Below are 20745 nucleotides of genomic sequence, written 5' to 3'. Positions count from 1 at the left end.
GCGGCGAAGAATTCGCGTGACCGCGGTGTGGAAGGGGTAGTGGTGACGACGTCCGTGCCTGTGCGACTCGAGCACGCCAAAGACATTCATCCGGGCGTCGACGTGCCGCTCCTCCGCGACGCCGTGGTGGCCGAGCGCACGCTGTGGACACCGGCCGAACTACACGAGCTCACCGCGGTGGTGGCGAGCGAACTGGCGACACCGCTGCTGGATATCGTGCGGTTCGACACCTCGCGGCGCTGGTGGACCCGGCTCGCGCTGACCATGGGTGTGGAACTGTGGCTGCTGTCGTGGGCGCCCGGACAGGGCACCGAACCGCACGACCACGGGGGCGCGTCGGGGTCGTTCACCGTCTCGATCGGTGAACTGGACGAGGACTACCGCTACCCCACCGGCCCGATACGCTCGGCCGGCCGCCGGGCCGGCGACACGATCGCGTTCGGGCCCGAACGCGCCCACCAGCTGCACAACCGCAGCGCCCGGCCGGCCACCACGGTGCACGCCTACTCGCCACCGCTGCGACCGGTCCGCGAATACCGGTCGCTGCGGGATTTCACCGGTGTGTGACCATGCCGGTAGCCCCCATCGCCCGATCGCCGAGGAGTGACGGTATGAGCGCCGAGGATCTGCTCGCACAGGCACGCGCCGGATTGAACCGCGTCGAGCCCGTCACCGCCGCGCACCGGTTGGCCGAGGGCGCGCTCGTGGTCGATATCCGCCCGCACGCCGACCGCCTCGCCGAGGGTGAGATCCCCGGCGCGGTGGTCGTCGAACGGATCGTGCTGGAATGGCGGCTCGACCCCGGCGGTTCGCATCGGCTCCCGGATCTGACGCCCGACACCGAGGTGATCATCGTCTGCAACGAGGGCTACGCCTCCAGCCTGGCCGCCGCCGACGCACAGCGTCTCGGACTGGCTCGCGCCACCGATCTGGTCGGCGGGTTCCGGGCGTGGAAGGCGGCCGGCCTGCCCGTGGCTCCCGGCGGCACCCCCGCCGTTCCGTAGCACCACCGACCGCCACCCGCCTCCCCGCACGGTTGCCACGACAGCCACACGTCCGCAGCGCCGCGTCTACCTCCCGGTTCCCGGAATTCTTTCACCTGCAAACGATCTGGCTGAGAATGTAGAGGGGCAAACGGAATTACGAGGAGTGCGATGACCAGGTGTGCGCATTATGTCGGAAGTGTTCCAGCCGAGTTGATGACCGGGGATGCTGCGGTGCTGCAGTGGTTCGCCGACCGCAGTGCGGGCCATCCCGTGACCGGACTGCCCTGTGACCTGGATCCGGACTGGATCCTCGACTACCTCCGCCGGCGCAGAGAGCACGAGGACGTCTTCGATGTCGTCCGCACCGGCGATTACTCCGACTACAGCGATTTCCCGAGCTACGGCCTTCGACCAGGGGCGAAGCTGGAACCGCGGCACGTGGCGATGGACCGGCTCGACCGCATCGGCGCCGTGGTAGCCGCCTTCGACGAGGTGCGTGCCGGGCGGCCCGAACTGGACGGGACGAGATTGCAACTGAGCCAACCCAATCCGCTGGATCTGGCGATGTTCGTCTTCGCCGGTGCGGCGGTGTCGAACGGCTTCCCGCTCGGCCCGGCACTGCGCCGCTCCGATCTCATCGTGGCCGCGCTGCGGCATCTGCCGGTCTTCACCGAGGCCGCACTGCAAGAGATCGCGGAGGTGAACGCGCGCTACGGCGATCGCGTGGTCTGGCAGGTCGAATCACCCTTCGCGCTGCTGGGCATGGTCAAGGCCGACCAGCTGGGCGCGAAATGGGCGGCGGCGCCGCTGCTGGCCCGCCAGCTGGCCGGGGTACTCACCGGCATACACGAGATCGGGGCGCAGGCCGTGGTCCACCTGTGCTACGGCGATTACCAGCACAAGGCGCTGCTCAGCCCGCGTTCGCTGGCGCCCGCGGTCACCCTGCTGAAGCACACCGCACGCCGGCTGCGCGCAGACGGCACTCCCCTTCCGGCAGTGCATATTCCGTGTGCGTTCGGTGCCGAACCCGCACCCCAGGACGCCGCGTTCTACGCACCCCTGCGCCGGCTGGACCCGGACTGGAACGTCATCGCGGGGGTGGTGTCACCGGATTCCGCCGACGACAGCGCACACGCCCTGCGACTGTTCGAGCAGGCGGCCGGTCGTACCGCGTTCGGCGTCGCGACCGCGTGCGGTCTCGGCCGCTGCAGTGTCGCGGACGCCCAGCGGGCTGCCGAGACGACCGCGGCACTGACCGCGGAGACGACCACCGGATAGCGCCCACGGCACGAGTCGCGGTGCCTGCGTCAGCGCCCTGACGCGGGTACCGCGGCCTCGCGTGGACGCCCGTCGCCTCGCCGGCATACCGCAATATCGTTCGGCCCCAAGGATTCTCCCGCACATGCCCGGCGACCAGGGCATACCCCGAAGGAACCGCCGGAATCCGGCGGATGCCACGCGCGAACCGGACAAAGGCCTTACTCTGATTGAGTCGGTGGAAGTGGGGTGATGCCGGACGTGACCAACCGGGACTGCAAACCCGCATCGGTCCGTCGTCACCGTCTCTACCGCTTTGCTCGCCGAAAACGGCACTCACGTAACGCAACGTCGCGTCCCCTGTCGTGACCCTAGCCGCGCATCACAGACAGCGGCATTTTCGTGCCTATATCAGCTATCTTCTAGCTACGCACTATATGTATGAAATTGCATCGAAACTTACTGTTTCCCTTGATGATTCAAGTACTACTGATAAACTGATTCCCCGTGCGCCGAGTTGGAGTTAACAAGCGGCTACGGAGGTTTCGGAGTTTGTCGTAGGGCATGCCATCCGGACTCGGTCCGGCAGCCGATCAGGCGCACCGTCCGTTCGTACGCAGTTCCAGGGAGTTGCTATGGGGAACAACGAAATTCCGCGCGTTCTGGTGGTAGGCGGCGGCCCAGCGGGGTCGACCGCAGCCGCACTGCTCGCACGGTCCGGAGTGCGGGTGACCCTCCTGGAGCGGGATACGTTCCCGCGCTACCACATCGGAGAATCACTGCTGGCCTCGTGCCTGTCCACGCTGCGGGTTTCCGGCGCCTACGACAGGGTCGCCGCGCATGGCTTCCAGATCAAACGCGGCGGCTACTTCCAATGGCAGAACGACACCTGGCTGCTGGACTGGTCCAAGCTCGTCGATGCCGAGGCATGGTCCTGGCAGGTCGACCGGGCCACCTTCGACGACCTCCTGCTGCGCAACGCCGCCGACCAGGGCGCGGAGGTCATCGAACAGGCGACCGTCAAGAACATCCTGTTCGACGGTGAGCGTCCGACCGCGGCGGAGTGGGTCAAGGCCGGAGACGACACCGTCCACACCGCCGAGTTCGATTTCCTCGTCGACGCCACCGGACGGGACGGGTTGCTGGCCAAGCACTTCGGCATGCGTCGCCAACATCCCGCCTTCCGCAACGTGGCGATCTGGTCCTACTGGAAGGGCGCACACCTGCACCCGGACAGCCCGGAGGGCGCGATCAACGTGGTGTCGACCCAGGAGGGCGGCTGGTTCTGGAACATTCCGCTCGCCGACGGCCGTACCAGCGTCGGCTATGTGGTCTCGGCGCGGCTGGCCGCGGAAAAGCTGCGCGCCCACGATTCGCGCCAGTCGTACTACCTGGAGACCATCCGGGAGAGCAAGCCGATGTGCGAGATGCTCGAGGGCGCCGAGCAGATCGCCGACGTGCGGGCCGAACAGGACTACTCCTACGTCGCCGACCGGTTCTGCGGCCCCGGCTACGTCCTCGTCGGCGACGCGGCGTGCTTCCTGGATCCGTTGCTGTCCACCGGAGTTCACCTGGCGACCTATTCCGGGCTCGTGTCCGCGGCGGCGATCGCGACCACACTGCGCGGTGAGATGTCCGAAACCGATGCGCTGGCGTACTACGAGTACACCTACCGCCGCGGCTACACCCGGTTCCTCTCGCTGGTCTCACGGATGTACGAGCACTACATCGGCTCCGAGGAATACTTCGCGCACGCGCACAAGCTCACCGACGTCCACGACGGCGATTCGCCCGAGCAGTCGTTCACCCGGATCATGGCCGGCCTGACCGACGTCGGCGAGACCACGGGCGACCAGGACCGCACCGGCACCGAGGTCATCGTCGCCGAGGCGGAGCGCCTGCACACCGCCCCGGAGACCGACGGGGTCAACATCAAGTACATGGGCGGCCTGGATATGTCGCCGGTCTGGGACCACTGGCGCGATCCGCTGTCCGACACCACGATGGGCGAGATTCGCATCACCACGGAACCGGTGTTCGGCCTGACCACCCGCCCGCGCTCCGACGCCGAGCGCGAGGCCATGACTCTCCCGGTCCAACCGCCCCGCAAGGGTGCCGGCGCCGCTCTCTAGCGGTGACGTCACCAGGACTCCCGGTGCGAACCGAGACGTGGAGTCGACAGTGACCGTCACAGGATCCGCCCCCGGCCCGCTGAGCGAACCCACGCCCAGCGGGCCGGGCCCCCGGATGAACCCGGCCACGCAGATCGAGCGATTCCACCACCCCACGACCCGAACTCTGCTGTCGGGCACCGGCTTCACGACCACGGCGCTCGAACACATCCTCGAGACGACGTTGAGCGTGCACGTCCTGCGCCAGCAGCAGGTTCCGCCCCGAACACTGCCCACATTCATCGTCGACGAACTCCGGCTGCAGGATGCCGACGGCGCGCTGGTCCGGCGCTCCCGTCTGGTCACCCCCGCTCTGGCGACCGTCTCGCTCAATTACGTAGTGGCCGTGCCACAATCGGCGGCCGCCAGCGGCATCGACGATGTCCGGATGCCGATCGGCCACGGCTTGCTCACCCGCGGACTGCCCCAGCACCGCCGCCTGCTCTGGGCGGGCATCAGACGGTGGCCGGACGGCCGGCCCAGTGCGTCCAGGGCGTACATCATGACGCTCGGCCGCCGCCCCGTGTGCTATATCCGCGAAGTCTTCCATCCCGCGGTCGTCCCGCCCGCACACACGATGGGTCCGCTGCCGGAACCGGCTCTGCCGGATGATGTTTTCGAGGAGAACTGAGTGCCTGCTCCCACCATCACGGTCCTACTCGACTTGGTTCTCATCATGGCGGCCGCGCACCTGCTCGGATGGCTGGCCGAAAAGATCGGGCAGCCACCGGTCATCGGTGAGATCGCCGCCGGGATCCTGGCCGGTCCCACCGTCATCGGACACCACCTGTCCGCCACCCTGTTTCCCGAAGCCGGACGCTCGTATCTGACGCTGCTCGCCAATATCGGTGTGGCAGTGTTCATGTTCGTCGCCGGACTGGAACTGGATCGGGAGATATTCCGCGGCGCCCGGCGCTCGATCCCCGCGGTTTCCGCCGCGGCCTATGCGATTCCCTTCGCACTGGGCAGCGCGGTCGCGATCACCGTCCTGGCACGTCACACCACCGGCAATCGGTTGCACTTCGCGCTGTTCGTCGGCTGCGCGATGGCGGTGACCGCTTTTCCGGTACTGGCCCGAATCCTGCACGACCGCAATCTCGTTCGCACCGAGATCGGACAGCTCAGCCTGGCCTGCGCGGCGCTGGTCGACGTCGTGGCGTGGTCGGTCCTCGCCGTCGTCCTCGCCCTCGCGCACCCCGGTGGCGTCCAGTGGCGGCTCGTTCTGCTCCTACCGCTGGTCGGTCTGCTGTGGTGGTTCATCCGACCGTTGCTGGCCCGGATCTCGGAATCCGGCACCCAGCAGACGATGATCGTGCTCGGCGTGGGTGGGGCGCTCGGGCTCGCCGCGATCACCGAATGGATCGGATTGCACCTGATCTTCGGCGCTTTCGCCTTCGGTGTCATCTTCCCGCGCGAACGCCGCCGGACGGTCGAGGCCGGTGTGCGGATCCTGTGCATCCTGCTGATGCCCGGCTTCTTCGTGATCGCCGGGCTGGCCGTGGATCTCGGCTCGGTCGACGCGACATCGATAGGCGAACTGATCGCGGTCATCGGGGTCGCGGTGGTGAGCAAGGTCGGCAGTGTCTATCTCGCAGGGCGGTTGACCGGGATGCAGTCGCGAGCGGCCGCCGCGGTGGCAGCGCTGCTCAACACCCGCGGCCTGACCGAACTGGTGATTCTGAACGTGGGCCTGACCACCGGCCTCATCGGCACCCAGTTGTATTCACTGCTGGTGATAATGGCCCTGGTGACCACCGCGTCGACGGCGCCGATGCTCCGTCTGCTCGGCATATCTCGCGGCGACCGACCGTCCCGTCCGCCACACGCACCGGACTCGGAGCGCGATCCGGACCCGAGCGCCGTGGCCGCGACGGCGTCCGATATGAGCGGAAAGCACTGACCCACAAGCACATCCGATCGACTCCGGATACGGGTGGCGGCACCCTACTCCCACGTTCGCAGACACCGTCGGCGCGTCGCTGCTATGTTGCTTGCGTGGGCGAACCGCCAGGCACCGTGAGCGCGACACGTGCCGCGCCCGCCGAGCTCTCGTCGAATTCCTGTTCCACCCGTCTGGAGTCCCGTCTTTGACCACACCACACTCACCCCTCCCCGAGCCCTACACCACGGCGACCGGAATATGTCCCGTCCAGCACGGCTCGCCCTTCGATGCCGACGACGACCGATTCCCGATGTACACAGCCGAATTCGTCGCCGATCCACATGCCGCCTATCGCGAGATGCGACGGCAGTACCCCTCCCTCGTTCCCGTCGAGCTCGCCCCCGGTGTGCCCGCCACTCTGGTCATCGACTACGCCGTCGCGGTTCGCATCCTCAACGACCCGGACCACTTTCCCTCCGATCCGCGCACCTGGCAGAAAACCATTCCGCAGGATTCACCGGTGCGCCCGATGATGGAGTGGTATCCGGCGGCCCGGTACAACACCGGTGCGCCGCATGCCCGTTACCGCGCTCCGTCGGTCGCCGCGATCGACCACATCGACCTCCACAGCGTGCCCGCGATCGTGGAAAGGGTTGCCGTTCCGCTGGTCAACTCCTTCTGTGAGCAGGGATCCGCCGATCTCGTCATGCAGTACTCGTTCCCGCTGGTCCTCGAGGTCCTCAACCGGATGGTCGGCTGCCCGGCCGACATCGGGACCCGCGTCGCCAACGGCATGGCCGCCCGGTTCGACACCGTCAGAGGTCAACAGGGCATGGACATGCTCAAGGAAGCGCTGATGGAACTGATCGCGTACCGGCGCGAGCAGCCGGGCGACGACGTCACCTCGCACCTGGCCCATCACCCGAACGGCCTCAACGACGTCGAGGTGTTCGCCCAGCTGATGTCCTTCTACGGCGCGGGCTTCGAGGCCCAGCGCAATCTCATCAACAACGCGCTGATGCTCATCCTCACCGATGAGCGATTCCGGTTCGGCGACATCCTCGGCCGCAACCTGTCCACCACCGACGCCCTCGACGAAATCCTGTTCAACGACCCGCCGATGGCCAACTTCTGCACCACCTATCCACGGCAGCCGATCATGATCGACGGTGTGTGGCTGCCCGCCGATCAGCCGGTCCTGATCAGCCTCGCGGCGTGCAACAACGATCCGAAGATCCGCGGCGAAGCCTCGAGCAGTATCGGCAACCGTTCGCATCTGGCCTGGAGCACCGGCCCACACAGCTGCCCCGCCAAATCGGTGGCCTACCTGACGGTCCAGAACGCCATCGACCAGCTCTTCGACGCGCTGCCGGAAATTCAGTTGGCCGTTCCGGCCGCACAACTGGAATGGCGGCCCGGCCCGTTCCACCGGGCCCTGACCTCATTGCCGGTCGTCTTCCCCAAATCGCCGCCCCTGCCCGTGATGTAGCCGCCCTCATCGCCCGGCCCGGGCGACCGCCGCGACGGTCGCCGGGTCGGGTGGCGACTCGCCCCAACCGGGTCGGGTCGTTCTAGATGGGAAGTTGTGATCTCGGGTACGGGCTCTGCTATCTTCTCTGCAGTGCCTCACGCACCGGCCGGTGTAGTTTAGTGGTAGAACATCAGCTTCCCAAGCTGAGAGTGCGGGTTCGATTCCCGTCACCGGCTCTCTTTCTCCCCCCGCGATACCGTCCATCGGCTGCGCGATACCGCCTGCGGGCTCACGAGCGAAATCCGTTGTCGCCCATAAGCATCGGCCACCGGCGAACAACCGGCCGATGTCCGTCGTCCGGGGTCGTCAGCTGACGCCGAGGTTGATACCGAAGGCCAACTCTATCCACCGCACGGCGGCGGTGAACGCCGGGTACCACCTACCGCGGAGACCGAAACGAAGGGTTCGTACCGGGTCGATTCCGGCGGAGAGGTTAGGCGGGGCGGATCGTGGCTACCCCTCCTGAGGTGCCGGGTGCCGTGGACGACTGCCGGCCGGGTTGATCGGCCGGTCCACGGCACGTGACTGTCGCACCGACCGTGACCTGTGACGACGGCGGAAGGAAACCGGACAGATGCTCATGCTCACGCCCACTGCCATCGAGGCCGTTCGCACCATCACCTCCGCGGACGGAATGCCCGACGATGCCGGATTGCGCATCTCCTCGAACGACGGCGCCGAGACGCTGCAGCTCGCAGTAGCCGCGGGGCCATCGGAGCAGGACCAGGTGCTCAACGCGGAAGGCCCCCGCGTCTTCCTCGACGAGCAGGTCGTCGACTTCCTCGACGACAAGATCCTCGACACCGGGCTGGGCCCCGACGGGCAGGGCACCTTCGTGCTCGCCCAGCAGGACCCGAACACCGCGGGCCGCTAGGCCGACGCCGATTCGGCTTCCGCGGCCGAATCGGCACCCTCCCCCGCCGACTGCCGGACCGAGCTAGTCCGGCCAGATCGGCGTGCGCTTGTTCAGAAATGCATCCATACCCTCGCGGGCGCCCGGCAGCTGGGATGCGGCGGCCATGACCTCGAGCGCGACCGCGTAGGCGTCGTCCTCCGGGCGGTCCAGCTGGGCGTACAGTGTGCGCTTGCCCAGCGCCTTGCTGGCCCGGCTGCCCCGGGTCGCCCTGTTGAGCAGCTCGGCGACCGCCCGGTCGAGATCGGCGTCGGGGACGGCTCGGTTGATCAGCCCCCAGTCGGCGGCGGTGTGTGCATCGATCGGGTCGCCGGTGAGGGCGAGTTCCATCAGGCGTTTGCGGCCGATCGCCCTCGCCACGGGAACGGCCGGAGTGTGGCAGAACCAGCCGCCCTTGCCGCCCGGGAGGGCGAAGCCGGCCGATTCGGCGGCGACGGCCAGATCGCAGGAGGCGACCAGCTGGCATCCGGCTGCCGTGGCCAGGCCATGAACGCGCGCGACAACGACCTGGGGCACGGATTCGATGGTCGACATGACCTCGGTGCACAAGGTCAGCAGATCGCGCACGGCGAGCAGGTCACGGGCGGCGACATCGGCGAAATCGTGCCCGGCGGAGAAGACGGGACCGTTCGCGGCCAGAACGATCCCGCTCGCATCGCTGCCGCCCGCCCAGCGAAACGCGGACAGCAGCTCCCCGAGATGATCGGCCGAGAGCGCATTGCGCCGGTCCGGCCTGTTCATGGTGATCCGAACGGTCTCACCGTTGCGCTCGACGAGCAGGTGCTGGTACTCCGCTGTAGCCATATCCCCACGGTAGATCGGTCCGGCCGCGGTGGGGGCCTGCGACCCGGTCGAGCGCTCGGTGATCGTGCCGTGGATCTACTGCGGCGCTGCGACGCAGGTCGTGGCGATCTTCTGGGTCGCCGCACGCGCCTTGTCGGAGTCCTCCTTGCTCAGGCCACCCATCGAGCCGTCGGTCACCTGGGCATTGCTGCCGGGCTTGGTCATCTTCCGCAGGCCGTCCTGCGAAATGCCTTCGTCCACATAGAGTTTGGCGGCGCAATCGGCGAGTTTCGCATCCTTGAGGCCGCTGGACTGCAGAGATTTCGACAGGTCGGCCTGGGTGATGGTCGGCTCCGAATCCTTGTCGGAACCGCACGCACCCAGAAGCGGCAGGGCGATGCAGACGGCGGCGATCAGCGAAATCCTCAACTGTTCCTCAATTCTCAGGCGTATCAGCTATGGCGCGTTCCGGTGGAACCGAACACGAACCGCGCAGGTGATACTGCCGCATCACGCGGCCGGACAACAGTCCGAGTCCTGCGAACACGGAGCGTTCACAAGGGCGCCGCTCACCGATCCTTCGGCCGCGATTACGGCGACCTCTGTTGGCGTAACGCCAATGATTGCTAGGGTGTCCCCGTTCCTCGTCGGCGTCCGAGTCTCGGTGCGGGAGTTTCGAAATGATGTTGAACCATCACCGGGTCGGCACCGGTGAACCGCTGGTCCTGATCCACGGCGTCGGCAGTCGCTGGCAGGTGTGGGAACCGGTCATCGACACGCTGGCGGCCCACTTCGACGTGATCGCGGTCGACCTTCCCGGTTTCGGCGGGTCCGACCCGCTACCGCACACCACGGTGGACACCCTCACCGACGCGCTGCACGCGTTCCTCACCGAACAGGGCCTGGAACGACCCCACCTCGCCGGCAATTCGATGGGCGGTCTGATCGCGCTGAACCTCGGCGCGCGCGGTGTGGCGAGTTCGGTGACCGCGTATTCACCGATCGGCTTCTGGTCCGATGCCGGGCGCATCTGGTGTCAGCAGGCGCTGGGCCGCGCGGCCACCCTGGGCCGGGGACTGCGCGCACAACTGCCCGCCATCCTCGGCACACCGGCCGGGCGGACCGCCTTCCTGAGCATCGTCTTCGGCCGGCCGTGGGCGCTGGACACCCGGACCGCGGTCGAGACCGTGGACGGCGTCCTCGATGCCCCCGGATTCCGTTCGGCCCTGGCCTCTTTCGACCAGGCGCGGCTGCGCGACGGTGGCCGCCTGGCTCGCATCCCGGTCACGATCGCCTGGGGCAACCGCGACATTCTGCTCACCTATCGGACCCAGAGCCGGCGGGCGCGGCAATGGCTTCCCCAGGCCCGGCACATCACCCTGGCGGGCAGCGGCCATACCCCGTTCTACGACGACCCGGTCGGTTGCGCGAAGATAATCCTCGAGCAGGTGCCTACCGGCGGGTAACCGCGGGCGCCGACCCCGATCAGCACGGAGTGAGCGATGAGCGACGTATCCCTGACCTTCGACGGTGATCGTGCCTACGTCGAACTCGACCGGCCCGACAAACACAACGGGCTCACCATCGACATGTTGAACGATCTCGTCCGGGTGGCGCGGGTGATCGGAAAGCGCGACGAGATTCGCGCCGTGATCCTCGCCGGCAACGGGCCCAGTTTCTCCAGTGGTCTCGATATCGCGAAGGCAACCGGCGACCCGCTGAGTATCGTGCGCAATTTCCTGCCCCTGCCGTGGCTGGGCACCAATGCTTTTCAGGAGGCGTGCTGGGCGTGGCGGCGGCTGCCGCAGCCGGTGATCGCGGCGGTGCACGGCCATTGTTTCGGCGGCGGATTGCAATTGGCCCTGGCCGCCGATTTCCGTTTCGCCACACCGGATTCCGATTTCGCCGTGATGGAAGTCGCGCACGGCCTCGTTCCGGATATGTCGGGCGCGGTCACACTGTCGCGCCTGATCGGCGCGGACAAGGCCCTCCTGCTGACCATGACCGCCGATCCCGTCGACGCCGCCTATGCCGCACGAATCGGACTGATTACCGAGGTGAGCGAGGATCCGCGCGCCGAAGCCGAGAAATTGGCCGATCGCATCGCGGCCCGCCCGGCACCCGCGGTCGCCGCCGCCAAACAATTGTTCGAGCGCACCTGGCACGCGGGCACCCGCCGCACCCTGGGAATCGAACGGGCGACGCAGATACCACTCCTGGTCCGGCAAGCGCTCGGCCGTCGGTAGATTCGACAAAGGAACACACCGCCAACGCGGGAGTTACCCGAAAACGCGAGAAGGAAACCCATTTACCTGCGATTCGCTGTTAGCATTTTCACACTTTGCCAGCGAAGCCGGTGAACGGGGGCGCATCGGCGAGAACGGGAAGGGCTGCATTTGTCCAAGACCGTATCCGTCCTGCTGTCCGCGATAGCGGGCGCCTCGGCCGTGCTTCTGACCGTGACCGCGCCGGCGGCCGCCAACCCGAATGCCATCAATCCGATTCCGGTTCTCAACGGCACCACCGGATTACCGAATCTGGTCGGGCGTTCGCGAGCGATATTCCAGGTCACCGGAATGGCCAGCCCGAACGCCACCGAGAACTACAACGTCCTCGGCACCGACCTGGGAATCATGTGGGACAACGGCCGCGGCGAGATGCTCACCGCCTTCGGTGATACCGCCGGGGTGGGGCTGCCGAATCTGCTGGCCGGCAGTTTCTGGGCGTGGCGCAGCAATATCCTGGTGCGCAGTCACACCCAGGATCCTTCGGGCGGCATCTATTTCGACAGCGCCGTGCGCGACGTGTTCGGCCAGGCGCGGGATCTGATCCCCAGTCCCAAGATTCCGTTCATCGAGATCAGCCGCATCCCGACCGCGGGAATCTCGGTGAACGGCGTGCAGTACATGAGCCTGATGTCGGTGAAGAGCTGGGACGACGTCGGCCAGTGGACCACCAACTTCTCGGGTCTGGCCGCCTCCGCCGACAACGGGGAAACATGGGCCGACCTCGATTTCACCCGCCGGCCCGACGAGGGCGGCAATGCCAACTTCCAGATGAACGCCTTCGTGAAGAGCGGAGGCTGGGTGTACGAATACGGCACGCCGTCGGGCCGCAATCACTTCGCCTACGTCGCGCGCGTGCGGGAGAACGACATCCAGAATCTCGCCGAGTACGAGTACTGGGACGGCGGGGCGTGGCGTAAGAACGATGTGAACGCCGCCCGCCCGATCACCGGCGGGGTCGGCGAGATGTCGGTGATGTGGAACGACTACCTCGGGCAATTCGTCATGCTGACCACCGATCCGTGGAATTCGGTGGTGATGCGCCGGGCGCCTTCCCCGGAAGGACCGTGGAGTCCGCCGGAGGTGCTGATCGATACACGTGAATTGCCCACCGCGTACGCCCCCTCGATCTTCCCGTACCAGACTGGGCGCGATCTGTATTTCCTCACCACGGTGCACAGTCAGTACAACGTCGTTCTCATGCGCACGACGCTGTAGGTCGCCTCGGATACCCGGCGCCCGGCCCCGTTTCACTCGGCCGGGCGGCGCGCTGTCGCTGGCTAGACTCGCCCCATGGACGCCGCCGAGTGGGACGAGCGCTACGCGCAGAGCGAGTTGGTGTGGGGTGCACCGCCGAACGCGACGGTGGTGGAACACATCTTCGGTTTGGAGCGGCGCGTTCGGCTGGTGCCCGATGCGCCCGGTGAAGCGCCCCCCGAACTGCCGCGCGCCCTGGATCTGGCGTGTGGGGAGGGACGGCACGCGCTCTGGCTGGCCACGCACGGCTGGCAGGTGCGAGCGGTCGACTTCTCCCAGGTGGGCATCGACAAGGGCCGCACGGTCGCCTCGCGGCTGTCACGTTCGGTGCGCACCAGGATCGACTGGGAATGCGCGGACGTCACCGATCTGGCCGGTGCGGGGATCGACGGCCCGTTCGAACTGATTCTCGCCGTCTACATTCATCTGCCCGCCGACCAGCGGCGCAGCCTGTTGCTCGCGGCGGCCGAGCGGCTGAGTCCGGGCGGCACCCTCCTCGTCCTCGGCCACGACACCACCAATATCGCCGACGGATACGGCGGACCGCAGGATCCGGCGATCCTGTTCACTCCCGACGACGTGGTGGCGGATCTCGCTGCGGCAGAACATATTCGGATCGACACGGCGCAGCGGGTGCTGCGCGAAACCGAGGGACGCGACGCCATCGACGCCCTCGTGGTGGCCACCGCGATCGTGCTCGATCCGGAGGAGCAAGCGACGGCCACCCCGGACGCGTGATCCGGGGTGGCGACGCCTCACAGTCCGGCGCTGCCGGTGGGTAGCGGCGCCGGTCCGTGGGAGTGTGCGGGCGGATCCGCCCGATCGTCACCGAATCGGTCACGGCCGAAGCGGTCGCGGCCGAAGCGGTCGTAACCGAGCGAGTCGTATCCGGAACGGTCGAAGCCCGAGCGGTCACGGCCGAACCGGTCGTATCCGGACGGGTCGAAGCCCGAGCGGTCGCGCCCGAATCGGTCGACACCCTGGGCGTTGAACCCGTCGGAGCCGAAGCCGTCGGCGCTGCACGGCGGGGCGGCGCCACACGGAACGCTCGCCGCTGCGGCACCCGCTCCGGCGACGGCGATACCGGCCGCTGCGAGGACAGCCAGTGCGACACCGGCCGCGGGACGACGAGCGGCGCGAATCGGGCCTGCGATCATGGATCTGTCTCCTCTCGAAATCCCGACCACAGCCGAAATTACCTCCGCCACGGCGGCCCGGCATCGGGGTATTCCCGGAGATGGAACCTGAGATTCGATGATCCACAGGCCTTTTCGCACCGATCAAGCCATTTCCGCCCATCGCAGCAGCCACGGCTCCACCGTCCGGGCGATGAGATCGAAGCCACTGCGAAACGAATGGGGCTGGCCCGGAATCACTTTCACCTCGGCCGCATCGGCAGAGTCCGGAATTCCGAAGGGATCGCGTTCACCGTTGATCACCACCACATCGGTGTGCGCGGACGCCGCCAGCAGCTCCTCGCGCCGCGTCTTCTCCGGCTTACCGGGCGGATGCAGCGGAAACGACAGCGCCAGCACACCTTTGGCGTCGGCTTCGACGGCGGTCCGGCAGGCGACCCGGGCGCCGTTGCTGCGCCCGCCCTGGATCAGCGGTCTCCCGGGCGCCTGCTCGCGCAGGGCCGAGACGATCTCCAACCACGCCGCATCCTGCACCGTCGCCGAACCGGGCGCCCGCCGACCGGCGACCCGGTACGGCTGAATCACCCGCGCGACCACCCCGCCCAGCGCTACCGCGCGATCGCGGACCGCCAGCAGATCCCCGGCCTCCACCCCGCCGCCGGAACCGTGGGTGAGCAGCAGCAGAAACCGATCGCCGGCCTCCCGGTCGATCTCCACCTCGGCGTCCCCCGCAGCTGTCTCGATGCGCACGGTGTCCACGGTAATCCCCGCTCAGCCAGGGCCGGCCACGCACCGGAAGCCGATATGACTCATCCCGGTGTCGATCATCTGCGGGCGACGCGCGGCGGGCCGGTACCGGCGGCAGTAGCTGTCGGCGCAGAGAAACGAACCGCCCTTGATCACCTTGCGCGGCACCCGGAACTGCGGCTGGCGCGGGTCGAAACTCCGCTCCTGATCCCCACCGCGCGGATTACGCGGGACGCAGCATCCGCCGCCGCCCGGATGGCGCTCGGCGTACCAGTCGCCGGTCCATTCCCACACGTTGCCGGCCATGTCGAACAGGCCGTAGTCGTTGGGCGGATAGGAACCGACGGCAGCCGTGTGTCCGTAACCGCGGTCGGGACGCCACGGGAAGTCGCCGTGCCAGTAGTTCGCGAGGCGTCGGTCTCCGGATTCCCCCTCCTCGCCCCAGGTGAATTCGGCGCCCTCCACACCGCCGCGGGCCGCGGCCTCCCACTGCGCCTCGGTCGGCAGCGCCCGGCCCATCCATGTCGCGTAGGCGGCGGCGTCCTCGTACGCGATATGCACCACCGGATGATCGGGCCGGTCGGCGATCGACGACCCGGGCCCCTCGGGATGCCGCCACGAGGCGCCGGGCGTCCAGCGCCACCACAGGTTCAGATGCCGCAGGTCGACCGGGCCGGCGGTCCGGGTGAACACCATCGAGCCGGGTTGCAGATTCTCGACCGGTGCTCCCGGAAAGTCGGCGGGATCGAGCGGGCGTTCGGCGACGGTGCGGTACCCGGTGTCGGCGACGAACCGTTCGTACTGGGTGTTGGTGACCTGCCGAGTTTCGATGGCGAAGGCGTCCACGGCCACTCGATGGGCGGGCCGTTCCTCCGGATAGTGGCGGTCCGAACCCATAGCGAAGGTCTGTGCGGGTATCTGCCGCACGTCGGTGGCGATCGAAATGTTCACGGGCCGTTCCTACGAATCGGGTGTGAAGATCTGCGCCCAGTCATTTTTCATGCTGACCACCGTCCAGTCGTTGCGACGCGCGTGCTCGAGCGCATCCTCGGCGCCGGCGACGTAGTCGAATTCCCGGTCCGCGTCGTCGTGCAGGATCAGCATGCGCAACGACGGCGCGCCCGCGAGTTCGGAGAACGACAGCATGGGCAGATCGCCGTTGGAATTGCCGACCGACAGGATGGGACGGCGGCCGATCCGGCTCCAGATTCGAACCGGTTTCTCCGGCCCGTCGTCGAAGAAATCCATCGCGGATTTGTAGAGCAGGTCGCTGCGGCCTTCCCGTTCCCGATAGGTCAACCCGAGCGCACTGCCGATCACCCGCTCCGGCGGCACCCCGTAGAGATCCCCCGCGACCGGGCGCATGAAATCCCGATCACCACCGGAGGCGATGTAGGTGGTGAATTCGCTGTCGCGCAAATACCACAGCAGTTCGACCATCGGAGCGAAACCGCAGCCGTGATACGGGCGGCCGAGGGTCGGGTGGTCGGCACGGGAGAAGAATGCCGCCACCCGCGCGTCGTAATCCTCGACGCTGATCTCACCGAACGCGCGAGTTACCGCGCCCATCAACAATTTCAGATCGGCGTCGTCACCGTGGTAGTGCTTGACCATCGCCGCGCCGAGCCACTGCAGGTCCTGCTCGTAGGCCGCGCGCCACGGCTGTTGCGTGCGCAATTGCGGTTCCTGCTCGGCCATTTCGGCCAGTCGCCGGATGGTGAAGTCGAGCTGAATCGGCATCGGCTTCTCACACCACAGGGTGCCGTCGTTGTCGAATACCGCTATCCGCGCGGACGGTTCGACATAGTCGGGCCCGTCCCGATCGGTGACGCGAGCGACGAAATCGACGATGGCCGAAGTGGTTTCACCGTCGTTCCATGATTCCAGCGACACCGCCATCGTCAGTCCCGGGCGAGGAAGTCGTGCAGTTTGGCGACCGCCTGGTTGATGGTGAAGGTGGCCGGTTCCTGACGGGGCGGAAATTCCTTGAACGTGTCGAGGAAAGCCGTCGCGATTGCCGTTCCGTAGAAGGCGATGTAGTCGTGGTCGAGGAACCAGTCCCAATAGGTGTTGGACGTGACGTCGGCCCGCTCGAACGGGTCGGTGCGCAGATTGAACAGTTTCGGCACCCGCAGCGGGGTGAAGGGTTCGGCCCAGATTCCGAGCGTGCCCTGTTTGCGCTGCTCCATGAACACGATCTTCCAATTCTCGAACCGGATTCCGAGCACATCGCAGTCGTCGGAGAAATAGACCATGCCGCGCCGCGGGCTGTGTTCGGTCTCGCCGGTGAGGTAGGGCAGCAGGTTGTAGCCGTCGATGTGGACCTTGAAAGTCTTGTCCCCCACCACATGTCCCTGTTTCAGCTTGTCGACGATATCCGGTTCGCCGGCCGCGGCGAGCAGGGTCGGCAGCCAATCATGGTGCTGCACTATGTCGTTGGAGATGGAGCGGGCGGCGATGTGGCCCGGCCAGCGGATCACCTGCGGCACCCGGAACGCACCCTCCCAGTTGGTGTCCTTCTCGCTGCGGAACGGGGTGGTCGCGCCGTCGGGCCAGGTGTTGGCGTGCGGGCCGTTGTCGGTGCTGTAGATGACGATCGTGTTGTCGGCCAGGCCGAGCTCGTCGAGGGCATCGAGCACGCGGCCCACATTGCGGTCGTGGTCGATCATCGTGTCGTGGTACGGCGACTGCCAGAACCCCGCCTGCCCAACACTTTCCAGCTTGGTGTGCGTGCGCAGATGCATGTGCGTGAAGTTCAGCCAGACGAAGAACGGCGCGCCCGCCCGCTGCTGACGGGTGAGGAAATCGACGCAGGCCTCGGCCACATCCTCGTCGATCGTCTCCATCCGCTTCTTGGTCAGCGGCCCGGTGTCCTCGATACGTTGTTTGCCGACGCGCCCGAAGCGCGGGTCCTCGGTGGGGTCGTCCTCGTCGGTCGCCCACGAGTGCAGCACCCCGCGTGGGCGTTGCAGGTCGTACAGCCGCGGATAGGCGTCCTTGTGCGGGTAGTCCGGCAGTTCGGGTTCCTCCTCCGCGTTCAGGTGGTAGAGGTTGCCGAAGAACTCGTCGAATCCGCGGACCGTCGGCAGGAATTTGTTGAGGTCGCCGAGGTGGTTCTTGCCGAACTGCCCGGTCGCGTAGCCGAGCGGTTTCAGCAGCTCGGCGATGGTCGGATCCTCGGGAGACAGACCGATGCCGGCGCCGGGCACTCCGACCTTGCTCATCCCGGTGCGGTAGACACTCTGCCCGGTGATGAAGGAGGCCCGCCCGGCCGTACAGCTCTGTTCGCCGTAGGAGTCGGTGAACCGCATGCCTTCCTCGGCGAGCCGGTCGATATTGGGCGTGCGATAGCCCATCAGGCCGTCGCTGTAGCAGCTGAGATTGGTGATACCGATGTCGTCACCCCAGATAACCAGGATGTTCGGCTTCGAATCCGGCACAGCGGCCTCCTTCGGCGCAGGTGAACTACCCTGCCGACACCCTGCTCGCGACCACCCGCGGACACCTCACCCGCGACGGGTGATTGCGGTGAGCCGGCGGCCGCGTGTTCATCTCGTCACATCGCCCGGTCAGCGCTTTCCAAGCCCATTACTCATCGGTAATATACGCTGTAAGTTACCCGCGAGTAGAAGGCGGATGTTCCGTTCGACTACCCGGTGTGGAGACACATGGGCGGGAACGGCACACACCGACCCGCACCGACTCAACGGAGAGTGAGTAACAGAGATGGGCCATTACAAGAGCAACGTCCGCGACCTGGAGTTCAACCTCTTCGAGGTGCTGGGCATCGGCTCGGTGCTGGATTCCGGCGCCTACGGTGACCTGGACACCGACACGGTCAAGAACATCATCGAAGAGGTACGCCGCCTGGCCGAGGGGCCGGTCGCCGAGTCCTTCGCCGACGCCGACCGCAACCCGCCGGTGTTCGACCCCAACACCCACAGCGTCTCTATTCCGGAGTCGTTCAAGAAGTCCTTCAAGGCCTACGAAGAGGCCGGCTGGAACAAGGTCGGCCTGAACGAGGAGCTGGGCGGCCTGCCCGCGCCGCGTTCGGTGGTCTGGGCCCTCAACGAGATGATCCTGGGCTCGAACCCGGCCGTCGCGATGTACGCCGCCGGTGGCCCGTTCGGCCAGATCTTCTGGAACAACGCCACCGACGAGCAGAAGAAGTGGGCCGAGATCGCCGTCGAGCGCAACTGGGGCGCCACCATGGTGCTGACCGAGCCCGACGCCGGCTCCGATGTGGGCGCCGGCCGCACCAAGGCCATCCAGCAGGAGGACGGCTCCTGGCACATCGAGGGTGTCAAGCGGTTCATCACCTCCGGTGACTCCGACGACATGTTCGAGAACATCTTCCACCTGGTGCTGGCCCGCCCCGAGGGCGCCGGCCCGGGCACCAAGGGCCTGTCGCTGTTCTTCGTGCCGAAGTTCCACTTCGACTTCGAGAACCGGACCCTGGGCGAGCGCAACGGCGTATTCGTCACCAACGTCGAGCACAAGATGGGCCTGAAGGTCTCGGCCACCTGTGAGGTCACCTTCGGTGGCCACGGCGTCCCGGCCAAGGGCTGGCTCGTCGGCGAGGTCCACAACGGCATCGCGCAGATGTTCGACGTGATCGAGAACGCCCGAATGATGGTGGGCACCAAGGCCATCGCGACCCTGTCGACCGGTTACCTGAACGCGCTGGACTACGCCAAGCAGCGTGTGCAGGGTGCGGATCTGACTCAGATGACCGACAAGACCGCTCCGCGCGTCACCATCACCCACCACCCGGACGTGCGCCGCTCGCTGATGATGCAGAAGGCCTACGCCGAGGGCCTGCGCGCGATCTACCTCTACACCGCCGCCCACCAGAACGAGGACATCGCTCAGCTGGTCTCGGGTGCCGACAAGGATCTCGCGTTCCGCGTCAACGACCTGCTGCTGCCGATCGTCAAGGGTGTGGGCTCCGAGCGGGCCTACCAGTACCTGACCGATTCGCTGCAGACCTTCGGTGGTTCCGGCTTCCTGCAGGACTACCCGATCGAGCAGTACATCCGCGACGCGAAGATCGACTCGCTGTACGAGGGCACCACCGCCATCCAGGCGCAGGACTTCTTCTTCCGCAAGATCGCTCGCGATCGCGGCGTGGCGCTGGCCCACGTGGCCGGCCAGGTGCAGAAGTTCATCGAGTCCGAGGCCGGCAACGGCCGCCTGAAGGGCGAGCGCAAGCTGCTGGCCACCGCGCTCGAGGATGTGCAGGCCATGGCCGCCACCCTGACCGGTCACCTGATGGGTGCGCAGGAGGACGCCAAGGAGCTGTACAAGGTCGGCCTGGGTTCGGTCCGCTTCCTGATGGCGGTGGGCGACCTGCTGATCGGCTGGCAGCTGCTGCGTCAGGCCGAGGTCGCCATCAAGGCCCTCGACAACGGCGCCACCGGTTCCGACGAGGCCTTCTACAACGGCAAGGTCGCCGTGGCTCAGTTCTTCGCCCGCAACGTGCTGCCGGAGCTGACCTCCACCCGCACCGTGCTGTCCAACCTGGACAACGACGTGATGGAGCTCGACGAAGCGGCCTTCTGATCGCCTCCTCGTCCACCACGTGAACACAGCGGCCCTGCCTCCCGCCTTCGGGAGGCGGGGCCGCTGCCGTTCCGGGTCCCGAATGCGAAGGGGCTCCGGGTCCCGAATGCGAAGGCCTGGGCAGCGATCCGGACGGCACGCCCGGACCGCCGGTCCTGCACCGGAATCGAGACCGGGTAATAATGTCGGCACTGGAGTGCCCCGGGGTCTGGTGCGCCATACATAAACCGAGACA

At 66.9% G+C, this 20745-nt stretch carries 20 protein-coding genes and 1 tRNA gene; 14 read left to right on the top strand and 7 right to left on the bottom strand.

Features of this window, described 5'->3' with window-relative positions; translation table 11 throughout:
• Positions 1–42: 42 nt before the first annotated feature.
• The 9 genes from NE2_RS24100 (at position 43) to NE2_RS24060 (ending at position 8701) form a co-directional block, all read left to right on the top strand.
• Positions 43–567, top strand: a complete 525-nt coding sequence (locus NE2_RS24100; RefSeq protein ID WP_063029725.1) for a cysteine dioxygenase — start codon at positions 43–45, stop codon at positions 565–567.
• A gap of 44 nt (positions 568–611) precedes the next feature.
• Positions 612–1004: a rhodanese-like domain-containing protein gene (locus NE2_RS24095; RefSeq protein ID WP_030514281.1), complete on the top strand. Its 393-nt coding sequence runs from the start codon at positions 612–614 to the stop codon at positions 1002–1004.
• A gap of 195 nt (positions 1005–1199) precedes the next feature.
• The gene (locus NE2_RS24090) at positions 1200–2264 is read left to right on the top strand and encodes a hypothetical protein (protein WP_063029675.1); all 1065 of its coding nucleotides are present in this window, start codon (positions 1200–1202) and stop codon (positions 2262–2264) included.
• Positions 2265–2878: 614 nt separating this feature from the next.
• Entirely contained in the window at positions 2879–4375 is a 1497-nt protein-coding gene (gene qhpG, locus NE2_RS24085) for a flavin-dependent monooxygenase QhpG (protein WP_063029673.1), read from the top strand.
• 49 nt (positions 4376–4424) lie between these two features.
• Positions 4425–5045 carry a hypothetical protein gene (locus NE2_RS24080; RefSeq protein WP_146165229.1) on the top strand — a complete coding sequence of 207 codons (621 nt, stop codon included), beginning with the start codon at positions 4425–4427 and terminating at the stop codon, positions 5043–5045.
• The gene (locus NE2_RS24075) at positions 5046–6314 is read left to right on the top strand and encodes a cation:proton antiporter (protein ID WP_063029669.1); all 1269 of its coding nucleotides are present in this window, start codon (positions 5046–5048) and stop codon (positions 6312–6314) included.
• Positions 6315–6501: 187 nt separating this feature from the next.
• On the top strand, positions 6502–7785 hold the full coding sequence (locus NE2_RS24070) for a cytochrome P450 family protein (RefSeq protein WP_063029667.1): 1284 nt from the start codon (positions 6502–6504) through the stop codon (positions 7783–7785).
• A 147-nt stretch (positions 7786–7932) separates the two neighbouring features.
• Positions 7933–8003, top strand: a tRNA-Gly gene (locus NE2_RS24065).
• 398 nt (positions 8004–8401) lie between these two features.
• The gene (locus NE2_RS24060; protein ID WP_030514272.1) at positions 8402–8701 is read left to right on the top strand and encodes a hypothetical protein; all 300 of its coding nucleotides are present in this window, start codon (positions 8402–8404) and stop codon (positions 8699–8701) included.
• Between the two features lie 63 nt (positions 8702–8764).
• Here the strand turns inward: NE2_RS24060 and NE2_RS24055 are convergent, their stop codons facing one another.
• Together NE2_RS24055 and NE2_RS24050 are read right to left on the bottom strand one after the other, a co-directional pair.
• On the bottom strand, positions 8765–9544 hold the full coding sequence (locus tag NE2_RS24055) for an enoyl-CoA hydratase-related protein (protein ID WP_063029665.1): 780 nt from the start codon (positions 9542–9544) through the stop codon (positions 8765–8767).
• Between the two features lie 75 nt (positions 9545–9619).
• Entirely contained in the window at positions 9620–9952 is a 333-nt protein-coding gene (locus NE2_RS24050; RefSeq protein ID WP_030514270.1) for a hypothetical protein, read from the bottom strand.
• 251 nt (positions 9953–10203) lie between these two features.
• Here NE2_RS24050 and NE2_RS24045 point away from each other — a divergent pair, with 251 nt between their 5' ends.
• The 4 genes from NE2_RS24045 (at position 10204) to NE2_RS24030 (ending at position 13803) form a co-directional block, all read left to right on the top strand.
• Entirely contained in the window at positions 10204–10989 is a 786-nt protein-coding gene (locus tag NE2_RS24045; RefSeq protein WP_063029663.1) for an alpha/beta fold hydrolase, read from the top strand.
• Positions 10990–11025: 36 nt separating this feature from the next.
• Positions 11026–11769 (top strand): crotonase/enoyl-CoA hydratase family protein, encoded by a 744-nt coding sequence (locus tag NE2_RS24040; protein ID WP_030514268.1) that lies wholly within the window; start codon positions 11026–11028, stop codon positions 11767–11769.
• 150 nt (positions 11770–11919) lie between these two features.
• Positions 11920–13026 carry a glycoside hydrolase family 183 protein gene (locus NE2_RS24035; RefSeq protein WP_063029661.1) on the top strand — a complete coding sequence of 369 codons (1107 nt, stop codon included), beginning with the start codon at positions 11920–11922 and terminating at the stop codon, positions 13024–13026.
• Positions 13027–13101: 75 nt separating this feature from the next.
• Positions 13102–13803 carry a class I SAM-dependent methyltransferase gene (locus NE2_RS24030; protein ID WP_063029659.1) on the top strand — a complete coding sequence of 234 codons (702 nt, stop codon included), beginning with the start codon at positions 13102–13104 and terminating at the stop codon, positions 13801–13803.
• Between the two features lie 17 nt (positions 13804–13820).
• On the opposite strand, the gene NE2_RS24025 is transcribed toward NE2_RS24030, so the two are convergent.
• The 5 genes from NE2_RS24025 to NE2_RS24005 all read right to left on the bottom strand — a co-directional run bounded on the left by NE2_RS24025 (position 13821) and on the right by NE2_RS24005 (position 18388).
• Entirely contained in the window at positions 13821–14222 is a 402-nt protein-coding gene (locus NE2_RS24025; RefSeq protein ID WP_063029657.1) for a hypothetical protein, read from the bottom strand.
• A 123-nt stretch (positions 14223–14345) separates the two neighbouring features.
• Positions 14346–14951 carry an alpha/beta hydrolase family protein gene (locus NE2_RS24020; protein WP_063029723.1) on the bottom strand — a complete coding sequence of 202 codons (606 nt, stop codon included), beginning with the start codon at positions 14949–14951 and terminating at the stop codon, positions 14346–14348.
• 21 nt (positions 14952–14972) lie between these two features.
• Positions 14973–15845, bottom strand: coding sequence for a formylglycine-generating enzyme family protein (locus NE2_RS24015; protein ID WP_063029721.1), 873 nt, complete (start codon positions 15843–15845; stop codon positions 14973–14975).
• A 63-nt stretch (positions 15846–15908) separates the two neighbouring features.
• Positions 15909–16847: an HAD family hydrolase gene (locus NE2_RS24010; RefSeq protein ID WP_063029655.1), complete on the bottom strand. Its 939-nt coding sequence runs from the start codon at positions 16845–16847 to the stop codon at positions 15909–15911.
• A gap of 2 nt (positions 16848–16849) precedes the next feature.
• Positions 16850–18388, bottom strand: coding sequence for an arylsulfatase (locus NE2_RS24005; protein ID WP_063029653.1), 1539 nt, complete (start codon positions 18386–18388; stop codon positions 16850–16852).
• A 286-nt stretch (positions 18389–18674) separates the two neighbouring features.
• On the opposite strand from NE2_RS24005, the gene NE2_RS24000 reads away from it, so the two are divergent.
• Positions 18675–20510: an acyl-CoA dehydrogenase gene (locus NE2_RS24000; RefSeq protein ID WP_063029651.1), complete on the top strand. Its 1836-nt coding sequence runs from the start codon at positions 18675–18677 to the stop codon at positions 20508–20510.
• Positions 20511–20745 lie beyond the last annotated feature (235 nt).

Source organism: Nocardia elegans NBRC 108235 (assembly GCF_001612845.1).
GTDB lineage: Bacteria > Actinomycetota > Actinomycetes > Mycobacteriales > Mycobacteriaceae > Nocardia > Nocardia nova.
This window is presented reverse-complemented; position numbering and strand designations above follow the sequence as displayed.